The organism is Prochlorococcus sp. MIT 1314 (assembly GCF_034093315.1).
GTDB classification, from domain to species: domain Bacteria; phylum Cyanobacteriota; class Cyanobacteriia; order PCC-6307; family Cyanobiaceae; genus Prochlorococcus_A; species Prochlorococcus_A marinus_Y.
Window position 1 is genome coordinate 90,633 of record NZ_CP139300.1, and the last position, 19,868, is coordinate 110,500.

Here is a 19,868-nt window from a genome sequence, read left to right on the forward strand (position 1 = left end):
TTATTAAGTTCAGAAAAATTAGGTTAAAATATGAATAAATGACTTAAATAATATATTGAATCAAATATTTCAACGAGTTACTTCAGTTTGTTTATACACTTACATGCTTAAGGCTTCAATTTCTTTTGGAGATTATTTGTTTGCACAATATTACTTTCTAAAAGTAATAATATTTTATTTAACTCTACCAATAAATCTAATAGAAGGAATTCTTAAATATGGAGGCCTGGGAGGTTTTAGCAGTTTAGTGATATTTATTGCCCTCTTTGCGGGCGTTGTTAGAAATCCAAAGGTCCCTTATTTTGTAAGGTTCAACGCTTGCCAAGCATTGCTACTTAATATTTCTCTCATAATAATAACTTATATTTTAGGGATATTTTCATTGTCTCTTCCCTCATTAATATCATTTATATTTATTGCATTTTTTTCTATATTTATTTTTTCTGTCGTTCAATGTATTTATGGAATTGAACCTGAGATACCATTAATTAGTAAATCTGTAAGAATGCAAATTTAAAAAACATTTATAGATTTAATGATATTCCTTAGCACTCATTCAGAATAGATTCCCATCTCTCTCGACTGGCATTTATTGCTCGCATTGGTGGATGGGCCCCCTCTATTTCAAAGGCTTTAATCAATGATTTATTAGCTAATAAACCTAGTCTTGCGGCCTCTCTTTGCCTAGAACATACTTTTGTTCTTGACCCCTCTTTTAGGCTATTTTCAATTTCCTTGAGAATTTGGCTGGCTTCATTGGATTTAGAATAAAAATCATCCATATAAACATCAAGTGCTGTATCAGCAAAAATTTGAATTGGAGAGATGATTGTAATTAAACAAACTACAAAACTATTAAATATAAACTTTCTCATAAAAATTTTAAATAATATTTTTGGCTGATCTTTTCAATATTAAATAAAAGACAATGACGCTTATCGTTCCAGATGGGCCTATTAAAATATGCCAAAATTGATCACCACTAATTGAGAGGTTTATTCCAAAGAATGTTGTAAACAAAATACCAAATATTGGATAAAGAATTAAAAGCCAATTTTTAAAAGTTTTTTGCCAATTTATTAATAGAAAAATACTTATAATAACCTGAAAAATAAGAGCAATTGTTTTATTAAATAAAAAATATGAGATTATTGAACACAAAGAAATGCACAAGTTAGTGGTTTGAATAAATTTATTTTTTATAACTGATATTGATAATAATGTTAGTCCTAGAGATAGGAAAGAATAAAATAACCAATTATATAAAGATGAATGATCTATATAAATCCAAGATGTTTTGATATGATCGATCATTTCACAAATTGAGGCTAATCCTAAAAAAATAAAACCAAAAGGTATCAATTTGTATTTACTTATGTGTTTGAATTTATTTATTGATTTAATTCCTAAGACTATTGGAATAACTGCTGCTTGAAAATGAGCTAATAATAAAATTGAAAAAAACAAAATAATTTTTAAAATAAGTTCATCTTAAATTTAGATAAAAAACCTTTCCCAAGTTACCTGAGTAGAGAAAAATACCATTGACCAATTACTATAATTAGTACTGTAAGAACAAAAGGAAAAGCAGGATATCTTGTTTGAAAATTTGCAGGCGGCCAAGGAGACCAAGATATTAATCTTACTTTAGGTTCGTTAGAATAAGCCAACTTTTTTGTTTTTAAGGACTTAGAGGTATTGGAATTATCTGCGAATCCTTTACTCATTATCTTTTTTTATTAAAACCAAATAATAACAAGAATAAAAAAGAAGAGTGTAAAAATTGCTGATAATTTTTTTTTATTAGGTCTTTAATACTGCCAATTATTAATGACAAGATTGCGTAGTCGAAGCTTGGTTTTTAAAGAAGTAATTTTGAATTAAACCATTTAAGTTTACTTGAAATTATTGAGAATTTCCTTTACTAAATAATTTGAAGTTGTTCCAAAAATGTAAAAATATCCCAGTTGAAAGTAAAAATTCATAAATTTCTAAATCATTTCTTATGTGTTCAACTGTAGAAGCCCATGATATCTCGTAATAGAAAATATATAGAGCTGTTATCAAGAAAAATAAGCTTAATTTTTTGTCGGGGATTGAATTCAAATATGGCCATTTTCTCCAACCTATCCAACCAAATAAAATACAAATTGCAATTAAAATAGGATCAAGAAAGAAATCATGAAAAAAAGGAAGATTATGTAAATTAGTTTCACTTTGAATACTTATTTCTGTTAAAGAATTAAGAGAGAAACCTGTTATTCTCTCTCCCCAACTTATTTCCTCAGCTGCAACGAAGAAGCAGAAAGCGCTGAGAATTAACCAAATAAATGAATTTATTGTTTTTTTATTTTTGCTTTTGAAATAGATAAAAATACCAAATATTGATGATATAAAGTATTCAGAAAACTGAAGCCACTCTAAAGGTCCGTCTTCAAGTTTTAATAAATCAAACCATGTTAAACCAATAATATTTTCCCCATAAGGAAAAATATATACAAATCCATAAATAAAAAGAATGTAATAAATTGGGAATAAATTAACTTCCGGAGATATATCACCCCAGGGGGTTCTAATTAATTTCAAAATTTAATTAAATATTTTATAAAAACATTCTATAACAATCCTGGAAGGAGAAAATAAAAAACATCTTTCTAAAAACAGAAATAATTAATAATAATAAAAGAATATCTTTTTTACTATGCACTTTGGATGATAAAGAAAAGAGAAAAATAGTACAAGTATGCTCCAAAAAGTGAATAAACTATTATCAATCTTTTATTTATTTTCGATGATGCAATCAAATAGCTTCCTAGAGAGAAAGGTAATATTGGGAAAGTACGTATTAGCAATATGAAAATTGGTTTAAAAGTAATATTTTCAAATATATGTTTTAATCGATGATTTCTTATGTTTTTTATGAAAAGGATGTTTTTTGAAAATCTTAAATTTGTTGTTCTGATTAATATGATTTGAGCAACACCTAAAATAGTTAAAATTGGTGCAAAAAAAATAATATATTTAAAACCAAAAAACTTTATCAATATAAAGTCAAATAAGATGGATAAAGGTAGGCCTAGAAATATAGAAAAAATATTTATTAATGCCAAATATCTATATTTAATTTCTATTATTAAATTCTCAAAGCCATTGTTATATCTAAGAAAAAGAGCAAATAAATAAATTATTATATAAAAAATAAAAATCTTAAATATTGTTGATTTAAAATTTAAATTTTTTCTAGACATATTAAATTAAACATCCCCAAATTTTTATCAAAGAAGAGTTTCTCAAAACTTCTTGTTACTTTAATCAACTTACCAATTCTTGTATTAAAAGAGTGCCCTCCGCTTAATAAATAAGAAAATGGCATCATATTCTTTTTTTGAATTAGAGAGAACATAGGGAATAAATTTCTGAATTTTTCATAATCTCTCTCAAAAATTATCCATGAGAGTGCTTGATTTGAGTCTAATAGAGGATCTTTGGATTCAAATTTCCATTCAATTTGTTTTGGATCAAAAGGTTCGTGACCTATAAGTTTATAGACCAATCTACTCCAGTAATTATTGCTTGGCTCAATCATAATTATTCTTCCTCCAACCAAAAGGGACTTTTCTGCTGATTTCAAAAACAATTCCGGGTCGCTTATATGATGAAAAACATTAACCAAGATTATATTTGATATTTTGTTTTCAAAGTTTTTTCCTATATCCATTGCATTAAGTTTGAAATCAGTATTTGAATTTAAAAAAACATCTGTTTTTTTAATGGTTTTATTTATCTGATCTATAAAACTTGCACCGCATCCTAATTCAATATTAATGCCATCTATTTCAGAAATAAACTTTGAAATAATTTCATACCACTCCTCATAAAGAAAACCTAATGCTGTATTCGATTTTTCGAAACCAATTCTATCCTCTGTAATTATCTCACCTTTATTTGACATTTTCTTTAACGTAGGAAATATTATTCAAGAATTTGAATTGGAGAGATAAGTTATGAAAAGTTCTTAAGTTAATTTTTAAGATTTAAGTAATTAATTTTTAGAACGGAGGGGGTGGGATTCGAACCCACGGTGCCCTTGCAGACACGCTAGTTTTCAAGACTAGAGCCTTAAACCACTCGACCACCCCTCCAAAGGGACTATTCAGTTTTAGCCACCTAAACAGTATAGCAAAGGGAAGTGACAGCCTACAATAAGCCATATTGCTGAAGATTTTTAAATTTTTTGTGAAAATATATTTTGGCAACTTTATTAAAATCAAATTTCATTTTTTATTCTTTACTCTTATATATGGCCTCTCAAACTTCGGGTCACTTTCATGATTATGATCAGCAAAGTGGGAAGGTAATTTGTGAGCAAAAGAGGATGAAATATTGAAGCAACTTATAATAACGAAAATTTTTAAAAGAAATTTATTTTTCATATTTAAAGTAAATTAGTGGCAGATCAAATTATTATATTAATTTCATGATTTTACAATAACCTATTTAGAAAGTACCAAAACTTTTTAGTCCATAACAAAAGATTTGACAAATTCGATTAAAAAATAGAAAATTATAATAATTTTGATTAATAATGTGAACTTTAAAGTACTAATATCTAGCATTATCGCAGGAAGCACCCTTTTAACAATAGGAACTACGAATTCTGTTAATGCATCAGGAGCTTGTGATAATGCTCCTCGAGGAGAGAAACTCCAAAGGACTGGACCAAATTCATGGCGGGTTTATGCAACTGTTAGAAAATCTGTGAAATCTAAAAATGAAGAAATGGTTGAATTCGAATTCGAAAGATTAGAGCTTAAGGCTCAAAAAGCACTAGCTAGGTTTGTTAATCGAGAAATTAAAAATTTCAATAATCTTGATGAAAATAAGAAAAAGGAATTTGTAGTATTAGATGATGAACAATCAACTTCTTTATCAGGTGTGCAAGAAATTGTAGATCAAATTAATGCAAGTTCAGATGCGCTCCTTGTGGCATCTCAGGAAATTGGTCGTTGTCATGAACCAGGAGTACAAATTATGTTGACTTATGGTATTAATTCAGAAAATATATCTACAGCATCTAATATAAATTCTCCAAATTCTAACAACACTGGAAATGATTCTCAAAGAGGAAACTTTTATAGAAACGATATAGACCAAGGCTATAACGGATATCAAAATTGGGAAGATTTTTGATTTTAATCTAAATTATTAGTAAGTTGAAGAACCCTGTTTTAATTTTGGTTGAACATTTTTTTCAAATTTTTCCTCTTTAGGAAGTTCTTTTATAAAGTTAGTAATTGATTGAAGTGCTTTTATTGTGTTTGATCTGAATGAAGCATTTGAATAGAGTAGAAAGAAAACCATACTGGCTATTATAAGATTTCTCATTATTTAAAAATTATCTCCTTCTAATATAATAATTTTAAACTCTTTCATATTTTACTAGAGGACAAGAAAATTAATTTTAAAAAAAACTATTTATTAAAAAAGAATTTTTATAAATTTTTATATTTTTTGCTTTTTCTTATAGTTAATAATAATGATTTTGTAGCCTCATTTACTAATAAAAATAATTTTTATAATTTATCGAATAAAAACAACTATATCTTGAATAATAATTTACTAGTTCAAGGTAATAATATAAAGACTATCATAGTTAATGGGACAGGAAATTCAAAGGAAAAAGCGGCAATGAATGCAGCTCAAAATGCATTATTGATGGCATCTCCAAGATATGTAAAGAAAAGAAGGGTTGATCTTTATAAAAAGACAGTAGTAAATAATAATATCGTTAAAAATGATAGTTTAGATAGTTTTAGAAGTACTAGTTTCGGCTTTAATCAGGGTTCAATATTATCATTTAAATTAATTAAAAGTTCTGCAAATAATAATTTGCACAAAGTAGTTGCAATTGCAAAAATAGGTTATGGACTAAATGAACAAGAATATCACCCTTTATTTAAACCTTCAGAAGTAAGTACAAAAGAAATTGGTTTAAAAAAAATATTTAAAATAGGTACCGGTTCTTCAGAAGATGATGCTATAAATGATGCGATAAAACAGGCACTACTATTTGTAGTGGGAGAAAGAATTTATAGTGATGATTATTTAGATAGTGTAAAGAAACTTACTTATTTTATAGAAAATGAAATTGAAAAAAAAGATCTTTATATTAAAGAAACTATAGGTAAGTTAACTAGTGGATATAGTGAAGGTTACATTGAATCATTAAATATACTAAATTCTTTTGAAGAGGATGGTTTATTTAAAGTAGAGGCAGATGTAGTAGTTAGAATAAAAACTTTTTCATCTTATATTGATGAGAAATTAGATATTACAGGCATAAAAATCAAGGATGATAAATAAAAAACTAAATCTATGGATTTCATAATTAAAAAGCTAATTTTAATATTAATTACCATGTCATTTTTAGATTATTTTAAAAATGTAAATCCAAATATCCAAATTTTTGCATCAGATAGTACTGGGATAAATATTAACTTTGGAGACTCTATACAGGTAAAGGGAAATATTAAAAATTTGAAAGATCGAAAAGAAATGTACGAAAAAGAAATTATTAATAAAATCAAGCAAGGTAGGTCAGTAGAAGAAAAGATGGGGAAGGCTTTTTATGGTGTAAGAAGTTTTTTTGAGGATGATTTTTGTAAAGAAATTGGACAATTTTCAATTGTTGGAACAGTAGCATACCCTACGTGGTGCAATAGAGATGACGGTCCTTTTAGTATATTTAGAAATCCAAATAGTGTCGTTATTATTCCTCTAACACTTGAATTGAATTCTGGATTTAAGGTAAATCTTATAGATACATTGAAAGATGGACTTCAGGCTGATGATATTGCTGTTATAAGAGGACATAAACATAATCCCCAGATACTTGCAGGTCCAAATTTTAAGTTTGGCCAAGATCAATTGTTTGGGATAATAAATGATAAGCAGAACTTAATGAAGTTATATGAAATAAGTGAGGTAGGAATTTATAGAAATAATCAGTTTGATAAATTCTTTGAAAGAAATAGCTCATATGATTTGGCAATTGATTTGATTAACAAAAAAGGCCAAATGTATGGGGGTGTTTCATTTGGAAAGAATAAAAAAAATTGTGCTAATCATTCAAAAAACTGCCTTATAAACAGTATTCATTTATTGGAATACCATTATCAAAAAAATTCTCCTGAAATTATTAACGATAAAAATTGGGGTTATTTAACTGGTAAATTATTTCCTCCCCATTCACTAATAGAAGACTACGGTAGTTTAAAAAAAATATTTTTAAGCAGAAATTTTTATTTAATTATTGATATTAATGAAAATCAATTAAGTGAAATTTCTAGAGTTAATGTAAGGAAGATTAACTATGAATAGTTTTTTATTTTTTAGAAAATATTTTCTAATTGTGATGATAATTAATTTATTTAGCACTTCAGTTTTTAGTGAACAAAGAAATTGTTTATCCTATCCCTATCCAGAGGGGATCTTTTTGAAAAAAAAATTTATGAGACAAAGACAGTTAATTTATACTCAAACAGTATCTATTAAAAGTAAAAATATCGAGATGATAGATTTTATCAAAGAAAAAACAGATTTAAATGCTTCATCCTCTTTATATAGACACATCAAGCTAAATTTTCCAAATTTGAAGGCTAATGATATTGGAATCTATAAGATATATTCTTGCTTAAATAATAAAGGTACTTATAAGATTTCCTATGGTCAAAGAGTTGGTAGATTAAAGGGTTTAGATTTTCTTCAAAAATCAAGGAATTTCATTAAAAAAAAGTTAAAAAGGGATTAAATTCTTTATTTAATATGAATAAAATTATCTGTTTTATTTAATTTTCCAGCATTATTTAAGTGAAAATATTGTTTTATGGAGTTAAAGCAAAATAGCATAAGGATAAATATTAATAACTACAAAGACTTTTCCTATAAATTTAATGAAGCCAAGACAATGGATAAAAATAAAAGGAAGGTTGTTAAACCCTTTTTTGGAAATCTTAAGTCCTAAAATCCAATAAGGAAATGAAACTTTTAGTAAGAACATTCATAATATTATTTTTTGGTTTTCTTAATGTTAATTCTTTAAAGACATTTGCAATAAATTGTTCATCGCCAGTTCACAAAAATAAAGCAATATGTAGATATAAATCAGATGATGAACCTAAAATTGATCCCAAAGAATTAATTGAAAAAGTAACTGTTTCTATAATTGGAATAAATGGAGATGAACAACCAGGCTCAGGGGTTCTTATAAAAAAAGAAGATAATGCTTATAGTGTTTTGACATCTGCGCATGTTGTTTGTAGTTTGCGAAATCAATTTGTTGATGCTGAAGAATATGCTTTAAAAACATTTGATGGTTCTTGGCATGATTCTAATAATTACTCAAATCTCAAGGTTAATTGCCCTCCAATTTTGAAGGGTCAGGAAAAAATGAGTAGTACATTTTGTAGTGCGCCAATAAGTAAAGCCTATCCTTGGCCAATAGATATAGCTGTTTTAGAATTCACCTCAGATAAAGAATATATTGTTGCGAAAAGGTCAAGTTCTATCAAAAGATATGGAAAGGATATTTATGTTTCAGGATATCCTAAATCTGAAAATGGAAAATTTGTTATCCGGGAAAGTCAGGGGACTGTCGATATACCAGCATCGTCGATTAATGAAACCTGCAAAGGATATGGTTTAAGATATCTCGCCCAAACAGAGATTGGTATGGATGGAGGGGGCGTATGGTCAAAGAAAGGAAAATTAGTAGGTATTCATGGTTATCGTGAAGTTAGTAGAGAAGAAAACTTATTATTAAGTCGAGGAAGCCATGGTATCGGGATTCATATTCCATATTGGAAACAATTAATTGATCCATTTGATCCCTCTAAAGGATTTCCAGAAGATCTTGGGAAAAATAATGAAAAAGTTGATGCCTCAGCATTAATAAGTAGAGCTAAGTCATTTATAAATATTGCAAGGACTGAAAAAATAAATAATAATCCTAATTTCATAGTAGAAGAGGCATCAACTCCTGTATTAGAAGGTTTAAAAAGAGCAGAAAAAATGGAAAGTAATCGGCCTTTGATTCCAGCACTAATAGCTCAGATTTATATTCGTAGATATGAAGATGGAACCAAAGATAAAACATATTTATCTGAAGCTCTTGAAAATATTAATAGAGCAATCAGACTTCAAAAACCTGCTTTTTTGTCTTCAAAAGATTCGTATGATGGAACATTCCAAAAGATAAGAGCTTATGTCCATTTTTTATATGGTCAACATATAAATAATCAAGATTCCATCCTTTCATATCGTTATGCAATAAAAAATATTGATGAAAGGTTATCCTTAAAACCTGATGATGTGACGTCCTGGAAAGATAAAGCTAATTACCATTTTTATGCAAAGGAATTAGGAAATGCATATGCATCTCTTATAAGGGCTTCAAAATTAGCTCCCAAAGACCCGAGTATTTTTATTGATATGGCATTCATCCTAGTTGAAAATAAAGAGTATAAAAGAGCATGCCAAGATTTTAATAGGGCAAATAATCTTATAAAAGAAGGTCTGTCTAAGCAAGGAAGTCAAGGCGCATTCGCAAATGATTATAAGCAGCAAAAAAAACGGATGAAACCATTCACAGATGCTTTAGGTTGTTGAGAAGGGATTTAAAAACAAATCTTATCTTAGGAAAATTACTTTTTGTTTAGGGATGTTTTATATTAACTTGACCAAGAGTCATAAAATAAGCAATCATAATTTAATAATTTATGTAAGGTTAATGAAACGTTCATTATTAGCAACTACATCAGCCTTGTTTCTTGCAGGTACATTTGGTATTGGGCAAGTTTATGCTTTTGGTGTTCCTAAAGTCCCTGGACTCGGAGGAGGAGGCGGTGGTACAGATTCTATTACTGATAAGGCAAAAACAAAAGCTGCCAATAAGATTTTGAAGGATGTTGGCAAAATTGCATTTAGAGGAGGAAAAATTGTTGCATCAAAACAAAAATGGGCATGCGATAAACTATTAAAAGCACAAAAAATTGTAGTAGCAATTAATAAACAGGATCTTATAGAAAAAGTTTCTGATTTGAGAGAAACATTATATTGTGGAATTACAGATCCTATCCCAGCAGAATTGCTAGCACCTGAAGAAATAAAAGGTGATGAGACTGAGAATTTCGCATCATAGGTTTAATTTAATTATTTCTGACAAATAAATAATATTTGAGTATTAACTATTTGTTTAATTATGATTTTAAAAAATTAATTTATTATTCATAACATTTTGCTTTTCTAATCAAGCTTGCCCCTCCACCAATTGGCCCCGGTTTTGGAGCCATCCATTCTCCTTTCGAAGAGTTGCTTAATTTTCTAAAGACGGAGCTAAGATTTTCTTTGCAACTAACAGCAATCCAGCCGTAATCTGATTTTCGTGAAATGTATGGATTATATTGATAGGACTGCTTTTTTTGATAGAAATATGCAGCTAATATATAATCGGATATCTTTAGTGTATTTGAATTGTATTTAAATTCACGAGATCTGTTTTTATATAAAGTAAGCCAATTACCTTTATGATTGGAAGCTGGATATGAAGGGTTATCGATATTCCATAAATATTTAGTTGCTGATGTATATCCCCAGAGCGGTGCTGCATCTGTTTTCTTGCAATGGAACTGTGCTATTTCTTCAAAGCTGCTTCCTTTTACAAGGCTGTTCCAAGTACCTCTTTGAGACATTTGTTTTCTTTTTCGTAAATAGTAATCCTTATTTCGACAATTAATGTCTAAACGTCCAAGTATTTGTTTATTCCCCTCTACCAGCTTCATCTGCATTCTGAATGAATCATTGTTCAGCGGCTCATAACTTAAAAGATTTATCCATTGCGTAATATTCCCATAATCATCAACTCCCACGGGTTGCCACTCAAAACTTTTTGGGTCGGCGAATAATTTTTCAGGGAAATTTAAAAAGTAAAAAAGTAAAACTCCAAAAATTGTAAAGAGTTTTTTGTGAAAGTTCATCAACTAGTGAATTTGTTCATTTCTTTAATTATTTTATTATTGCCTTTTAACAGAAACAAGTTATATATTAACTTTCTAAAAATGCATAATCAAAAATATCAAAATTTAGGTTTAAAACTTAATTTAAAAGAGTTACTCATTTTTTTGGAACTGATTCGGAACTGTATGACAAGTTATTCTCTAAATTGCTGATATAACTACAACGCAAACTAATTTTCAAGACTAGAGCCTTAAACCACTTGACCACCCCTCAAGAGGGTTATTCAGTTGTGTTGCACTTGTCATGCTAAAAATGGTATGTCAGTGGTAGGCTTGAAAATTTCTGAACTAAATATCTAAATAAATAAATTTATTAGTTTGAGTTTGAAAAAAAAAAGGTTAACTCTTATTGATTTTTGTATATACAAGTGAAATTAAATCCACGAAAAACTAGTTTGGCATTAGAAAATTACCCAAAGTTAATATTTTGTTGAAATAAACCAAATAAGTTGTTGCCAACTATGGCGGCAATTATTAAAACGAAGGCAACTATTGCAAAAAGAGCACTTACATCTTTTATGTCATAAGGTGTTTTAAATAAAGGTTTCTGGTCTGCCATGTTTATTAAATCTATAAATGCAATTAAATCATATTATTTTAATCATTGTGTGAAGTATTTAAGTATTTTTTTAGTCTATGAATTGACAATAAAAAAGCCACTAAAAGTGGCTCTTTTATTTATTGGATAAATTAACTAGCTTGTATAAGCTTTGCCTCTGTAAGTTAGTTCGTTGTGCTGCTTCTTTGCAACTTCTTTGTTCTGGACGTACTTTTGTCCTCTGTAAATTAGAGTCATGTTTTTAAGCTCCGGTTTCGCTTAAGTCCCCGTTCCATGGCTTAAGTCGATTTGCGGCTTGCTAAACGCAAGTTGAACGTTTTGGTAGCGGTTGCTACAAATAAATAGTAACATCCAAGAAAATTATTTGTCCAGGTTTTTAATAAATAAACTTAAATATCTTAATGATTCAATTAGGAGGATCCTAGTAAAGAAAATATTTGCCTTTAAACCTTATGCCGTTTCTTGCAGGTTACATTTTGTTCGTTTTTAAGAAGAATTTTTTATTTAAACACTTTTTAAATGTAAAATTCTGAATATTATAAAATTTGTTTTATGTTTTCTCAAAGCAAAAAACCTACAAGACAAAGATCTAACTCTGCCAATACTCAATGGACTCCATTATTTGCTGAATTACTACCATTCGCAGACAGAATGAATGATAAAGTTCAATTGGTAAATGCTTTGGCGTTTACTTTTATTATGGGGTTCTCAATTTTTGGAATTGCTCTATGGAGACTTTCTGCTATAACCTAATTATTTAATTCTTTGCAAAGCATCAATTTTTGATTCTTTGTTTTTAATTATGGTTATTAGCCATTTAGAGGCGAGAGCCCTAGATATTGACCTGTTTTTTAGAAATCTACATATATATATGTGTAGATTTTTTTCATTTTTGGAGTTAAATTTTTCTTCAAAGTCTAATATATCTTCTTCTGATGTTCTCTTTCTTAGCTCATCAACTAAGGCATGGCTGGAGGAATCATTAAATAAGTTCCCAATATTTAAGCTTAATGTCATAAATAATTTATGTCCCTATTTAAGAGGTAGCCATAAATTAAATTTTAAAAAACTAATTTATATTTTTTATTTACAAATAATCTAATATTTAATCTTTTGGTTTAGCCAGAGGAAGCAGGCACTTATCTGAATCACAACCTGCTGGTCCTGCTTCAGATAGTTCTCCGACATCATATTTATTCAGAGCGTCAAAGAAATCGTTGTTAACTTTTCTTTCTATTACTTTGTTTTGCAATGATATATATTCCTCTTTACTTATTGGTTCAAAAGGTAATCTAGGGAAAGTAGCGTTGGCACTAAATCGAGCTAGTAATGCCGCTGAAATATATCCCTCATTATTTTCTATTGCATTATGAATAGCCTTAGCTAAATCTTCGATTTCATTTTCTCTAAATTCTACTGTTGCAGAGGTATTATGCTCGGTGTAAAATTTCTGCACTTGCATGTAAAAATCAAATTGAGCTAATGCTGAAAAATTATTGATATCTATCTGGTCTGCACCATCTATATTTGCCCAGCTAACTTCTGTGGGGATTTCAACTAACCATTCTGTACATCTTGGATCAAATGGATTATCAAGTAAGCAGCCATTTTCATCTTTATCAGATTGAGATGGAACAACTGAGTAACCATAATCCATGCAAGCTAAAGCGATTGGATCATTTTTTCTGAAAGTTATTCTTCTTATGAATCTTTGCGCCTTTGGAGGATGCCATCCTGGAGCTGCTCCAGTAAGAAGACTTTTAGTCCCCGCTGGTTGAACTGTTGTGCATCGATTTGGTCTTCTTAGATTATGTTTATCACAATATTCCCAGACAGTTTCTTTTACTATCTTTCTCCAAGAATCTAAGAATTTAGCTTCCTTCTCTTTGAAATTCTTACCTTCCTCGCTATTTGGTCTTCCTGCTTCCCACCACTTCAACCATGGTGTCCCAAATGCATGAACGCAGAAATCAAATAATCCAGTGAAACTTACCCCTACAATAGGATCATATTCTCTACTTTTTCTGTAACGCTCAACTTCAAATTCATGATTAAGTAAGCATGCTACAGAAAGAGCCGCTGCTTTAAAAGCCTTTTTTTGTTCTTCAAGATTTTCTGGATCAATCTGATTTAAATGAACCTCAGCCAAATTACAATGAAAATCATTTCCCAAGATCTCCCCACAAGGGTTGAGTCCATATCTGCTCATTCTGTGATTTAGCTCTTCTTCAGAAAATGGACCATAACTTCTATTTATCCAATCTCTCGCTTCATCCTTACCTTGTTCTGAGTAAATTTCAATAAATTCCTTTCTCAATTCATCATCTTTGAGAATATCTGCATTTGACCTTGCGATTGCTTCTGGAGCAAATTGAATAGCCCCCTCACCTGAATGAAATTGTTTTGTTACAGCATCCAAAACAGTTTTGTAAGAAGGTTTTGTATGGTAAACCCTTGTGTGGTTTGCCATCCTTAGGGCATCTTTTTCAGGATCTATTCTCCAATTACCATTCTCATCTTGACTCCATAGATTTTCTTTTGCCGATGCCGCTTCATTATCATCTGAGGCAAATTGTCTCATTCCAGCACTTCTTCTTATATTCCCAGCAACTATGGTTACTGCCGCTTCATCAATTAACAAACAACACTCTACGGTACTTAATTTCCTTCCAATTGCCTTTCCAAGAAGTGACGCAACTCTGGAGTAGAGATCTTTTAATTTAATAGGATTTGCCATCCCACCAAAACCCTTTAAGGATTCTCCAGCCGGTCTAATATCTTCCAAGTTAATGTATACATCAATTTCTCTCTCAAGAGTTTCGTTACTTGATGCCTCAAGAAGATATTTATAGCTATCTACCCAACCTCTTCTGCTATCTCCTACTTTAATGTGAAGATCTTTTCCTTTAACTTCAAGAGATGATTTTTCTTTTCTTTGATCTTTAGGAGTTATTCCAACTTCACTAACTGATTTAATATTTATTTTGTTTATTACCTTAGGGAGATTATTTATAAAATGGGGCTCAATTATTGCACCTGTTCCACATCCCATCATTGCTAAATCCATCATTAATGCGAAGGCTTCCCAATCAATTAAGTTTGTTGAAGTACAGTTGTATGCTCCTGAGAAATTTTGATTCTTATTAATCCAAGGAGTTCCACCAATCCATAACCACCTCCCCGAAGGTTGGGCTTTTTGGTTACTTTGCATTTCTCTCATTAAGATCATTTCTTTATCAGAAAGTTTTCCTAATTCTTTTAATCCCGATAAATTTCTTTCACCTACTTCGCTCCAGTTCTCTCTTTTGCCTGAGGATGTTTTCCTACTGTAAGATCTGAAAAAAACAGGATAAGCAGCTGGTGCTGTGTTTGGAAAATCATCTTTTTTAAGATTATTGAAATTGCTCTCTGAAGAAGCCTTATTTGGTGCAACAGTCACGATAAAAAATAATGTATGTAAATACCCGTATTGGAAGAATAACTCTACCAGTGGCGTCTGCAACTATTCTTACCACTATTTAACGGTTTGTGTAAAATTATGTTTAATATGAAATCTTTTTTTAAGAAAGTATATGGAAAGAATACCTGAACCTGAATTAATGAAAAAAAAAGAGCAAGTCATTTCTTATGACGAAGCTGATTTTTCAGAAGGGGAAGTTAATCTAATTAATCAAATAAATAATTATCTTTTTAGAAAAAATATTTCTTTAGGTGAAAAAGATTTAATAGTTGATTTAGGATGTGGCCCAGGAAATATTTCTGAGAAGTTAGCAATAAAATGGCCTAATACTGAAGTGGTTGGAATAGATGGTTCTGAAGAGATGATTTTGAGAGCAGAACACAACAAAAAGATTCATAACAATCAAAAGAAATTAGACAATTTACGCTATATCTGTTCTGATATCAAGGAAATTAAATTGACTAATTTTTTACTTAATAGAGATATAAGTTTACTTGTAAGTAATAGTTTAATCCATCATATTACCCATCTTAAAGATTTCTTCAACACCATAAGAAGTTTGTCTAGTAAAAATATCACTTTGAATTTTCATAAGGACTTAAAAAGGCCATTAGATGAAAAGTCTGCTCTAGAACTTAAGGCACAATGCTCAACTAAATATAATGAGATTTTGACTAATGATTATTATGCTTCTTTAAGGGCTTCATATACTTTTAAAGAGTTAAAAAATTTCATTTTAGAGAATGATCTATCCTCTTTAGATGTGTTTGAAGAAGGTGATAATTATTTAATAGTCTATGGTAATGTTTAAGAACGAAGTGAAAGGCCCTTATATTATATAGATGAGCTTAGGTACTAAAATTCTAAATAATAAACAAATACTGGATGCGGTAAATAAAAGAAGAAATTTCGCCATTATTTCACATCCAGATGCTGGGAAAACGACTCTTACTGAGAAGCTTCTTTTATATGGAGGTGCCATTCAACAAGCAGGAGCAGTAAAAGCCAGGGGTAATCAGAGAAAAGCTACATCAGACTGGATGGAACTTGAGAAACAAAGAGGGATTTCTATTACATCGACTGTATTGCAATTTAAATATGAAAATTCAGTAATCAATCTTTTAGATACACCAGGACACCAAGATTTCTCCGAAGATACTTATAGAACATTAGCTGCCGCTGATAATGCAGTTATGTTGGAAGATGCTGCTAAAGGACTAGAACCTCAAACTAGAAAATTGTTTGAAGTTTGCAAGATGCGAAAAATACCAATATTTACTTTCATAAATAAGATGGATAGACCCGGAAGAGAGCCATTTTCATTACTTGATGAAATTGAATCAGAACTTGGATTAAATACTTTACCTATTAACTGGCCAATTGGGAGTGGCGAGGAATTTAGAGGAGTTATTGATAGATTTTCGAGAGAGGTGATTTTATTTGATAAAGCCGTGAGAGGGAGACAATCGAATGAGAAAAGGTTAAGTCTTGAGGATCAAGAGATATCAAAATATGTAGAGAGAGATTTACTTGAAAACTCACTTGAAGAATTGGAGGTTCTTGATGAGGCAGGATCAAGATTTGAAAAAGAAAAAGTTTTTAATGGCTCTTTAACCCCTGTTTTCTTTGGATCTGCAATGACTAATTTTGGCGTAAGACCATTTTTAGATAGTTTTTTACAAATGGCTCAAAAGCCAACTTCAAGAAATAGTAATCAAGGGGATATTGAACCTGCAAGCGATGAATTTAGTGGGTTTGTTTTTAAGCTTCAGGCAAATATGGATCCAAAGCATAGAGATAGGGTTGCTTTTATAAGAGTTTGTAGTGGGAAATTTGAAAAAGACATGTCAGTTAAACATTCCAGAACTGGGAAAACAATCAGATTATCAAGACCACAAAAAATATTTGGGCAAGATAGAGAAGTAGTTGATGATGCCTATCCTGGAGATGTTATTGGCTTGAATAATCCAGGAATGTTTTCTATTGGAGATACTCTTTATACTGGTACTCATCTGGAGTACGAAGGTATACCATCCTTTAGTCCTGAAATATTCAGCTGGCTAAGAAATCCAAATCCTTCAGCTTTTAAAAACTTTAGAAAGGGTGTGAATGAACTTCGTGAAGAAGGTGCTGTTCAGATTCTTTATGACTTTGATGAGAGTAAAAGAGACCCTATACTCGCAGCTGTTGGTCAATTGCAGTTGGAAGTAGTAACTCACAGGTTAAAAAGTGAATATGGTGTAGATGCAAATCTTGAATCAATGCCATATCAATTGGCTAGATGGGTTTCTGATGGATGGCCAGCTATTGAAAAACTAGGCAGAATATTCAATTGTAAAATAGTTAAAGATTGTTGGAATAGACCAGTTATTCTTTTTAAAAACGAGTGGAATCTAAATCAATTTGTAGAAGATAATATGCACTTAACTTTAAAAAAAGTTGCGCCTGTGGTTAGTGGGGTCGAACCAATTGTGTTATAAAGCCTTAATGGATTATATAATTGGTTAATCTGTTATTATTGAAAAAAAATTTTGGATTCAAACAGTAGTAAAAACAATAGTGAAAAATCACCTTATGAAATTTTGGGTGTAAAAGAAGGTGCTGCTTTTGAGGATATTCAGAAGGCTAGAGATATTAAAGTTGAAGAGGCTGGTGAAGATTTAATTTTAAAAGCAAAAATAGAATCCTCCTTTGATCAATTACTTATGGGGAGTTTGAAAGCAAGACAATCAGGAAATGTAAGTTATGAAGCAGTAAACGCTTCGAAAAAAGAAAAACAAATTAATCAATTTACCAATAATAATTTCCCACTAATTTCCCAGTTAAAAAATCTAAGTAATAACTCTAAAAACTCAAATCAGTATAGTCTTCCTAAAATAACGCCCCCTTCATTTGAAAACCTTTCAATAAAAATATCTGTCGGACTTTTATTTTTAATTTTGCTACTTATTAGCCCAGATTCGAATAATAGACTTTTACTCTCTATCTCAACATTAATACTTACCTATACCCAAATTAAATCGGGGAAAAGATTTATTGGTTCTTTAGGATGGAGTGTTACCTTTCTTTCAATAGGATTAATATTTGGTGGATTTCTTGAAACTAATTCTTTCATTCAAGAAATATCGAACAATTCTTTAACAATACAAAAGATTCAAAGTGTTCCCGCCATGATAATTTTGTGGCTGGGCGTAATCTTATTGTGATTGATTATCTATCATCGATCTAATTTCTTCATAATTTATCAAATATTTGTTCTTACAAAATTCACATATCAATTCTGCTTTACCATCTTCTTTTAAAATATCTTCTAAATCGCTCTTATCTAGCATTTTCATGGCATTTAAACTTCTTTGTTTGGAACACTTGCATTTAAAAAGAACTTCTTGTGAACGAGCTTTTTCGGATATTGATTTATCGTCAATATCGGGAAATATATTTCTAATTAACGAAAGAAGATTATCTTTTGACTGAAAAAGGGTTTCGCTGAAAGAATTAATTTCTTTACATCTTTCTTCAAGAAGTGATACTAGTAAAGGGTCAGTATCTTTTTTAGGTAAAACTTGGGCTAATAAGCCACCACTACAAATAACACTCTTATTTTTAATTTTCTCTCCAATGAAAACAGCGGAAGGGGTTTGTTCTGAATGATATAAATATGAAGCCAAGTCTTCGGCAATATTCCCTTTTACTAATTCAACAGTACTGGTAAAAGGCTCTCCAATGCCGCTATCTCGAATAACATTTAAATAGCCTGTACCTAATGCTTTTGTAAAATTAAAAGAATATTTATTAGAGTCTATTTTGACTAAATCTAACTCTAAATCAGGATTTCCTACATAACCCCTAACTTTCCCATCTCTACCCGCATCAACTAACAATCCCTTTAAAGGTCCGTCAGATCTAACTCTTAAAGTAACCCTGCCATGCATTATTTTCATGGAACTTGCTAAAAGCAGTGATGCACTAAATGCTCTTCCCAAGATACAGGTAGTTAAATAAGAAAGACCGTGTCTTTTTTTTGCTTCTAAGGAAGATTCTGTTGTTAAGACTGCAACTAATCTTATCCCTCCATTTGCTGCAGTAGCCCGAACTATCCTATCATTCATGATTTTCTTTCATAAAATTTTTGATTTTTCCTTTTTCTAGGATTAACATCCTAGTGGGAATCCCCTCAAATAGGGCGGGTTCATGAGTAACGATAATAATTGTATTTTTATTTTTAAGATCAAGAATTAAATTCTTCACATCATTTCTCATTGAACAATCTAAGCCAGCGGTTGGTTCATCAAGTAAAAGAATTGAAGGGTTTCTGAGTAGCTGAACTGCTACAGCCAATCTCCTTTGTTGTCCTCCACTAAGTTGTTCTGGTGGTTGAGTCAGATTTAGTTTTTTTAGACCGACCTTATTTAAAACTATTTCTATATTTCTTTCTCTTATAGATTTATGGCCTATTTTTAATTCTTTTCCAATGGTGCTACCAATAAAGTATCTTTCGGGGAATTGGAATACAACTCCACAAAACCATCTTCTTTGCCTAGAAGATAAAATTTTATTTTTCCAAGTAATTTTTCCTTTTTGTGGATTTGTTAACCCGCTTATTATTTCGAGCAAGGTTGTTTTCCCAGAACCACTATTGCCGCAAATCAAGATGATTTCATTTTCATGAACTTTTAAATTAAGATTATCTATTATTTTTCTTTCACTAGTTTGAGGTTGATAAGATATTTCTTTTAAATAAAGCATTATTAATTAAGTTATAGGTATGAATTTTAAT

Annotated in this window: 24 protein-coding genes and 1 tRNA gene; 11 read left to right on the forward strand and 14 right to left on the reverse strand. The window is 30.2% G+C overall.

All coding sequences use genetic code 11. The annotated features are described in order from the left end of the window. Positions 1 to 55: 55 nt before the first annotated feature. The gene (locus SOI86_RS00460) at positions 56 to 517 is read left to right on the forward strand and encodes a Tic20 family protein (RefSeq protein WP_320681680.1); all 462 of its coding nucleotides are present in this window, start codon (positions 56 to 58) and stop codon (positions 515 to 517) included. Positions 518 to 545: 28 nt separating this feature from the next. On the opposite strand, the gene SOI86_RS00465 is transcribed toward SOI86_RS00460, so the two are convergent. The 6 genes from SOI86_RS00465 to SOI86_RS00490 form a co-directional block, all read right to left on the reverse strand. Continuing rightward, positions 546 to 875 carry a hypothetical protein gene (locus SOI86_RS00465; protein WP_320681681.1) on the reverse strand — a complete coding sequence of 110 codons (330 nt, stop codon included), beginning with the start codon at positions 873 to 875 and terminating at the stop codon, positions 546 to 548. A 7-nt stretch (positions 876 to 882) separates the two neighbouring features. After that, the gene (locus SOI86_RS00470; protein ID WP_320681682.1) at positions 883 to 1,467 is read right to left on the reverse strand and encodes a hypothetical protein; all 585 of its coding nucleotides are present in this window, start codon (positions 1,465 to 1,467) and stop codon (positions 883 to 885) included. Between the two features lie 53 nt (positions 1,468 to 1,520). Then, a complete protein-coding gene (locus tag SOI86_RS00475) occupies positions 1,521 to 1,727 on the reverse strand; it encodes a hypothetical protein (RefSeq protein WP_320681683.1) in 207 nt (68 codons plus the stop codon). Positions 1,728 to 1,905: 178 nt separating this feature from the next. Next, a complete protein-coding gene (locus SOI86_RS00480) occupies positions 1,906 to 2,586 on the reverse strand; it encodes a pectate lyase (protein WP_320681684.1) in 681 nt (226 codons plus the stop codon). A gap of 643 nt (positions 2,587 to 3,229) precedes the next feature. Then, the gene (locus SOI86_RS00485; protein ID WP_320681685.1) at positions 3,230 to 3,952 is read right to left on the reverse strand and encodes a hypothetical protein; all 723 of its coding nucleotides are present in this window, start codon (positions 3,950 to 3,952) and stop codon (positions 3,230 to 3,232) included. Positions 3,953 to 4,055: 103 nt separating this feature from the next. Next, positions 4,056 to 4,142: transfer RNA gene (locus SOI86_RS00490), tRNA-Ser, on the reverse strand. A 445-nt stretch (positions 4,143 to 4,587) separates the two neighbouring features. On the opposite strand from SOI86_RS00490, the gene SOI86_RS00495 reads away from it, so the two are divergent. After that, complete coding sequence (locus SOI86_RS00495; RefSeq protein ID WP_320681686.1) at positions 4,588 to 5,190, forward strand: hypothetical protein; 603 nt, start codon at positions 4,588 to 4,590, stop codon at positions 5,188 to 5,190. A 15-nt stretch (positions 5,191 to 5,205) separates the two neighbouring features. On the opposite strand, the gene SOI86_RS00500 is transcribed toward SOI86_RS00495, so the two are convergent. Continuing rightward, the gene (locus SOI86_RS00500; protein ID WP_320681687.1) at positions 5,206 to 5,385 is read right to left on the reverse strand and encodes a hypothetical protein; all 180 of its coding nucleotides are present in this window, start codon (positions 5,383 to 5,385) and stop codon (positions 5,206 to 5,208) included. Between the two features lie 219 nt (positions 5,386 to 5,604). On the opposite strand from SOI86_RS00500, the gene SOI86_RS00505 reads away from it, so the two are divergent. The 5 genes from SOI86_RS00505 (at position 5,605) to SOI86_RS00525 (ending at position 10,198) form a co-directional block, all read left to right on the forward strand. Then, positions 5,605 to 6,363, forward strand: coding sequence for a hypothetical protein (locus SOI86_RS00505; protein WP_320681688.1), 759 nt, complete (start codon positions 5,605 to 5,607; stop codon positions 6,361 to 6,363). A gap of 54 nt (positions 6,364 to 6,417) precedes the next feature. Then, entirely contained in the window at positions 6,418 to 7,380 is a 963-nt protein-coding gene (locus tag SOI86_RS00510; protein WP_320681689.1) for a hypothetical protein, read from the forward strand. Next, positions 7,373 to 7,810, forward strand: coding sequence for a hypothetical protein (locus tag SOI86_RS00515; RefSeq protein WP_320681690.1), 438 nt, complete (start codon positions 7,373 to 7,375; stop codon positions 7,808 to 7,810). Before SOI86_RS00510 ends, SOI86_RS00515 begins: the two co-directional genes overlap by 8 nt. Positions 7,811 to 8,037: 227 nt before the next feature. Continuing rightward, positions 8,038 to 9,666, forward strand: coding sequence for a trypsin-like peptidase domain-containing protein (locus SOI86_RS00520; RefSeq protein ID WP_320681691.1), 1,629 nt, complete (start codon positions 8,038 to 8,040; stop codon positions 9,664 to 9,666). A 121-nt stretch (positions 9,667 to 9,787) separates the two neighbouring features. After that, positions 9,788 to 10,198 carry a hypothetical protein gene (locus SOI86_RS00525; protein WP_320681692.1) on the forward strand — a complete coding sequence of 137 codons (411 nt, stop codon included), beginning with the start codon at positions 9,788 to 9,790 and terminating at the stop codon, positions 10,196 to 10,198. 82 nt (positions 10,199 to 10,280) lie between these two features. On the opposite strand, the gene SOI86_RS00530 is transcribed toward SOI86_RS00525, so the two are convergent. From SOI86_RS00530 to SOI86_RS00540, 3 genes are all read right to left on the reverse strand, one after another. Further along, positions 10,281 to 11,033, reverse strand: a complete 753-nt coding sequence (locus SOI86_RS00530; RefSeq protein ID WP_320681693.1) for a hypothetical protein — start codon at positions 11,031 to 11,033, stop codon at positions 10,281 to 10,283. A 448-nt stretch (positions 11,034 to 11,481) separates the two neighbouring features. Beyond that, on the reverse strand, positions 11,482 to 11,631 hold the full coding sequence (locus SOI86_RS00535; RefSeq protein WP_320681694.1) for a hypothetical protein: 150 nt from the start codon (positions 11,629 to 11,631) through the stop codon (positions 11,482 to 11,484). A gap of 135 nt (positions 11,632 to 11,766) precedes the next feature. Then, entirely contained in the window at positions 11,767 to 11,868 is a 102-nt protein-coding gene (locus SOI86_RS00540; protein WP_071813302.1) for a DUF4278 domain-containing protein, read from the reverse strand. A 315-nt stretch (positions 11,869 to 12,183) separates the two neighbouring features. Here SOI86_RS00540 and SOI86_RS00545 point away from each other — a divergent pair, with 315 nt between their 5' ends. After that, positions 12,184 to 12,384: a hypothetical protein gene (locus SOI86_RS00545; RefSeq protein WP_320681695.1), complete on the forward strand. Its 201-nt coding sequence runs from the start codon at positions 12,184 to 12,186 to the stop codon at positions 12,382 to 12,384. Here SOI86_RS00545 and SOI86_RS00550 read toward each other — a convergent pair whose 3' ends face one another. Next, the gene (locus SOI86_RS00550; RefSeq protein WP_320681696.1) at positions 12,385 to 12,648 is read right to left on the reverse strand and encodes an RNA recognition motif-containing protein; all 264 of its coding nucleotides are present in this window, start codon (positions 12,646 to 12,648) and stop codon (positions 12,385 to 12,387) included. Positions 12,649 to 12,736: 88 nt separating this feature from the next. Then, complete coding sequence (gene nrdJ / locus SOI86_RS00555) at positions 12,737 to 15,070, reverse strand: ribonucleoside-triphosphate reductase, adenosylcobalamin-dependent (protein ID WP_320681697.1); 2,334 nt, start codon at positions 15,068 to 15,070, stop codon at positions 12,737 to 12,739. Positions 15,071 to 15,203: 133 nt separating this feature from the next. Between nrdJ and SOI86_RS00560 the strand changes: the two genes are divergently transcribed. From SOI86_RS00560 to SOI86_RS00570, 3 genes are read left to right on the forward strand one after another with little or no spacing between them, the layout of a single operon-like run. Then, positions 15,204 to 15,902 carry a class I SAM-dependent methyltransferase gene (locus SOI86_RS00560; protein ID WP_320681698.1) on the forward strand — a complete coding sequence of 233 codons (699 nt, stop codon included), beginning with the start codon at positions 15,204 to 15,206 and terminating at the stop codon, positions 15,900 to 15,902. A gap of 31 nt (positions 15,903 to 15,933) precedes the next feature. After that, positions 15,934 to 17,571 (forward strand): peptide chain release factor 3, encoded by a 1,638-nt coding sequence (locus SOI86_RS00565; RefSeq protein WP_320681699.1) that lies wholly within the window; start codon positions 15,934 to 15,936, stop codon positions 17,569 to 17,571. A 51-nt stretch (positions 17,572 to 17,622) separates the two neighbouring features. After that, positions 17,623 to 18,297 (forward strand): CPP1-like family protein, encoded by a 675-nt coding sequence (locus SOI86_RS00570; protein ID WP_320681700.1) that lies wholly within the window; start codon positions 17,623 to 17,625, stop codon positions 18,295 to 18,297. On the opposite strand, the gene hslO is transcribed toward SOI86_RS00570, so the two are convergent. Then, positions 18,289 to 19,200: an Hsp33 family molecular chaperone HslO gene (hslO, locus tag SOI86_RS00575; RefSeq protein WP_320681701.1), complete on the reverse strand. Its 912-nt coding sequence runs from the start codon at positions 19,198 to 19,200 to the stop codon at positions 18,289 to 18,291. The two genes, SOI86_RS00570 and hslO, sit on opposite strands and share 9 nt — an antisense overlap. Continuing rightward, positions 19,193 to 19,837 (reverse strand): ABC transporter ATP-binding protein, encoded by a 645-nt coding sequence (locus SOI86_RS00580; protein WP_320681702.1) that lies wholly within the window; start codon positions 19,835 to 19,837, stop codon positions 19,193 to 19,195. The genes hslO and SOI86_RS00580 overlap by 8 nt, the downstream gene beginning before the upstream one ends. Positions 19,838 to 19,868: the final 31 nt, after the last annotated feature.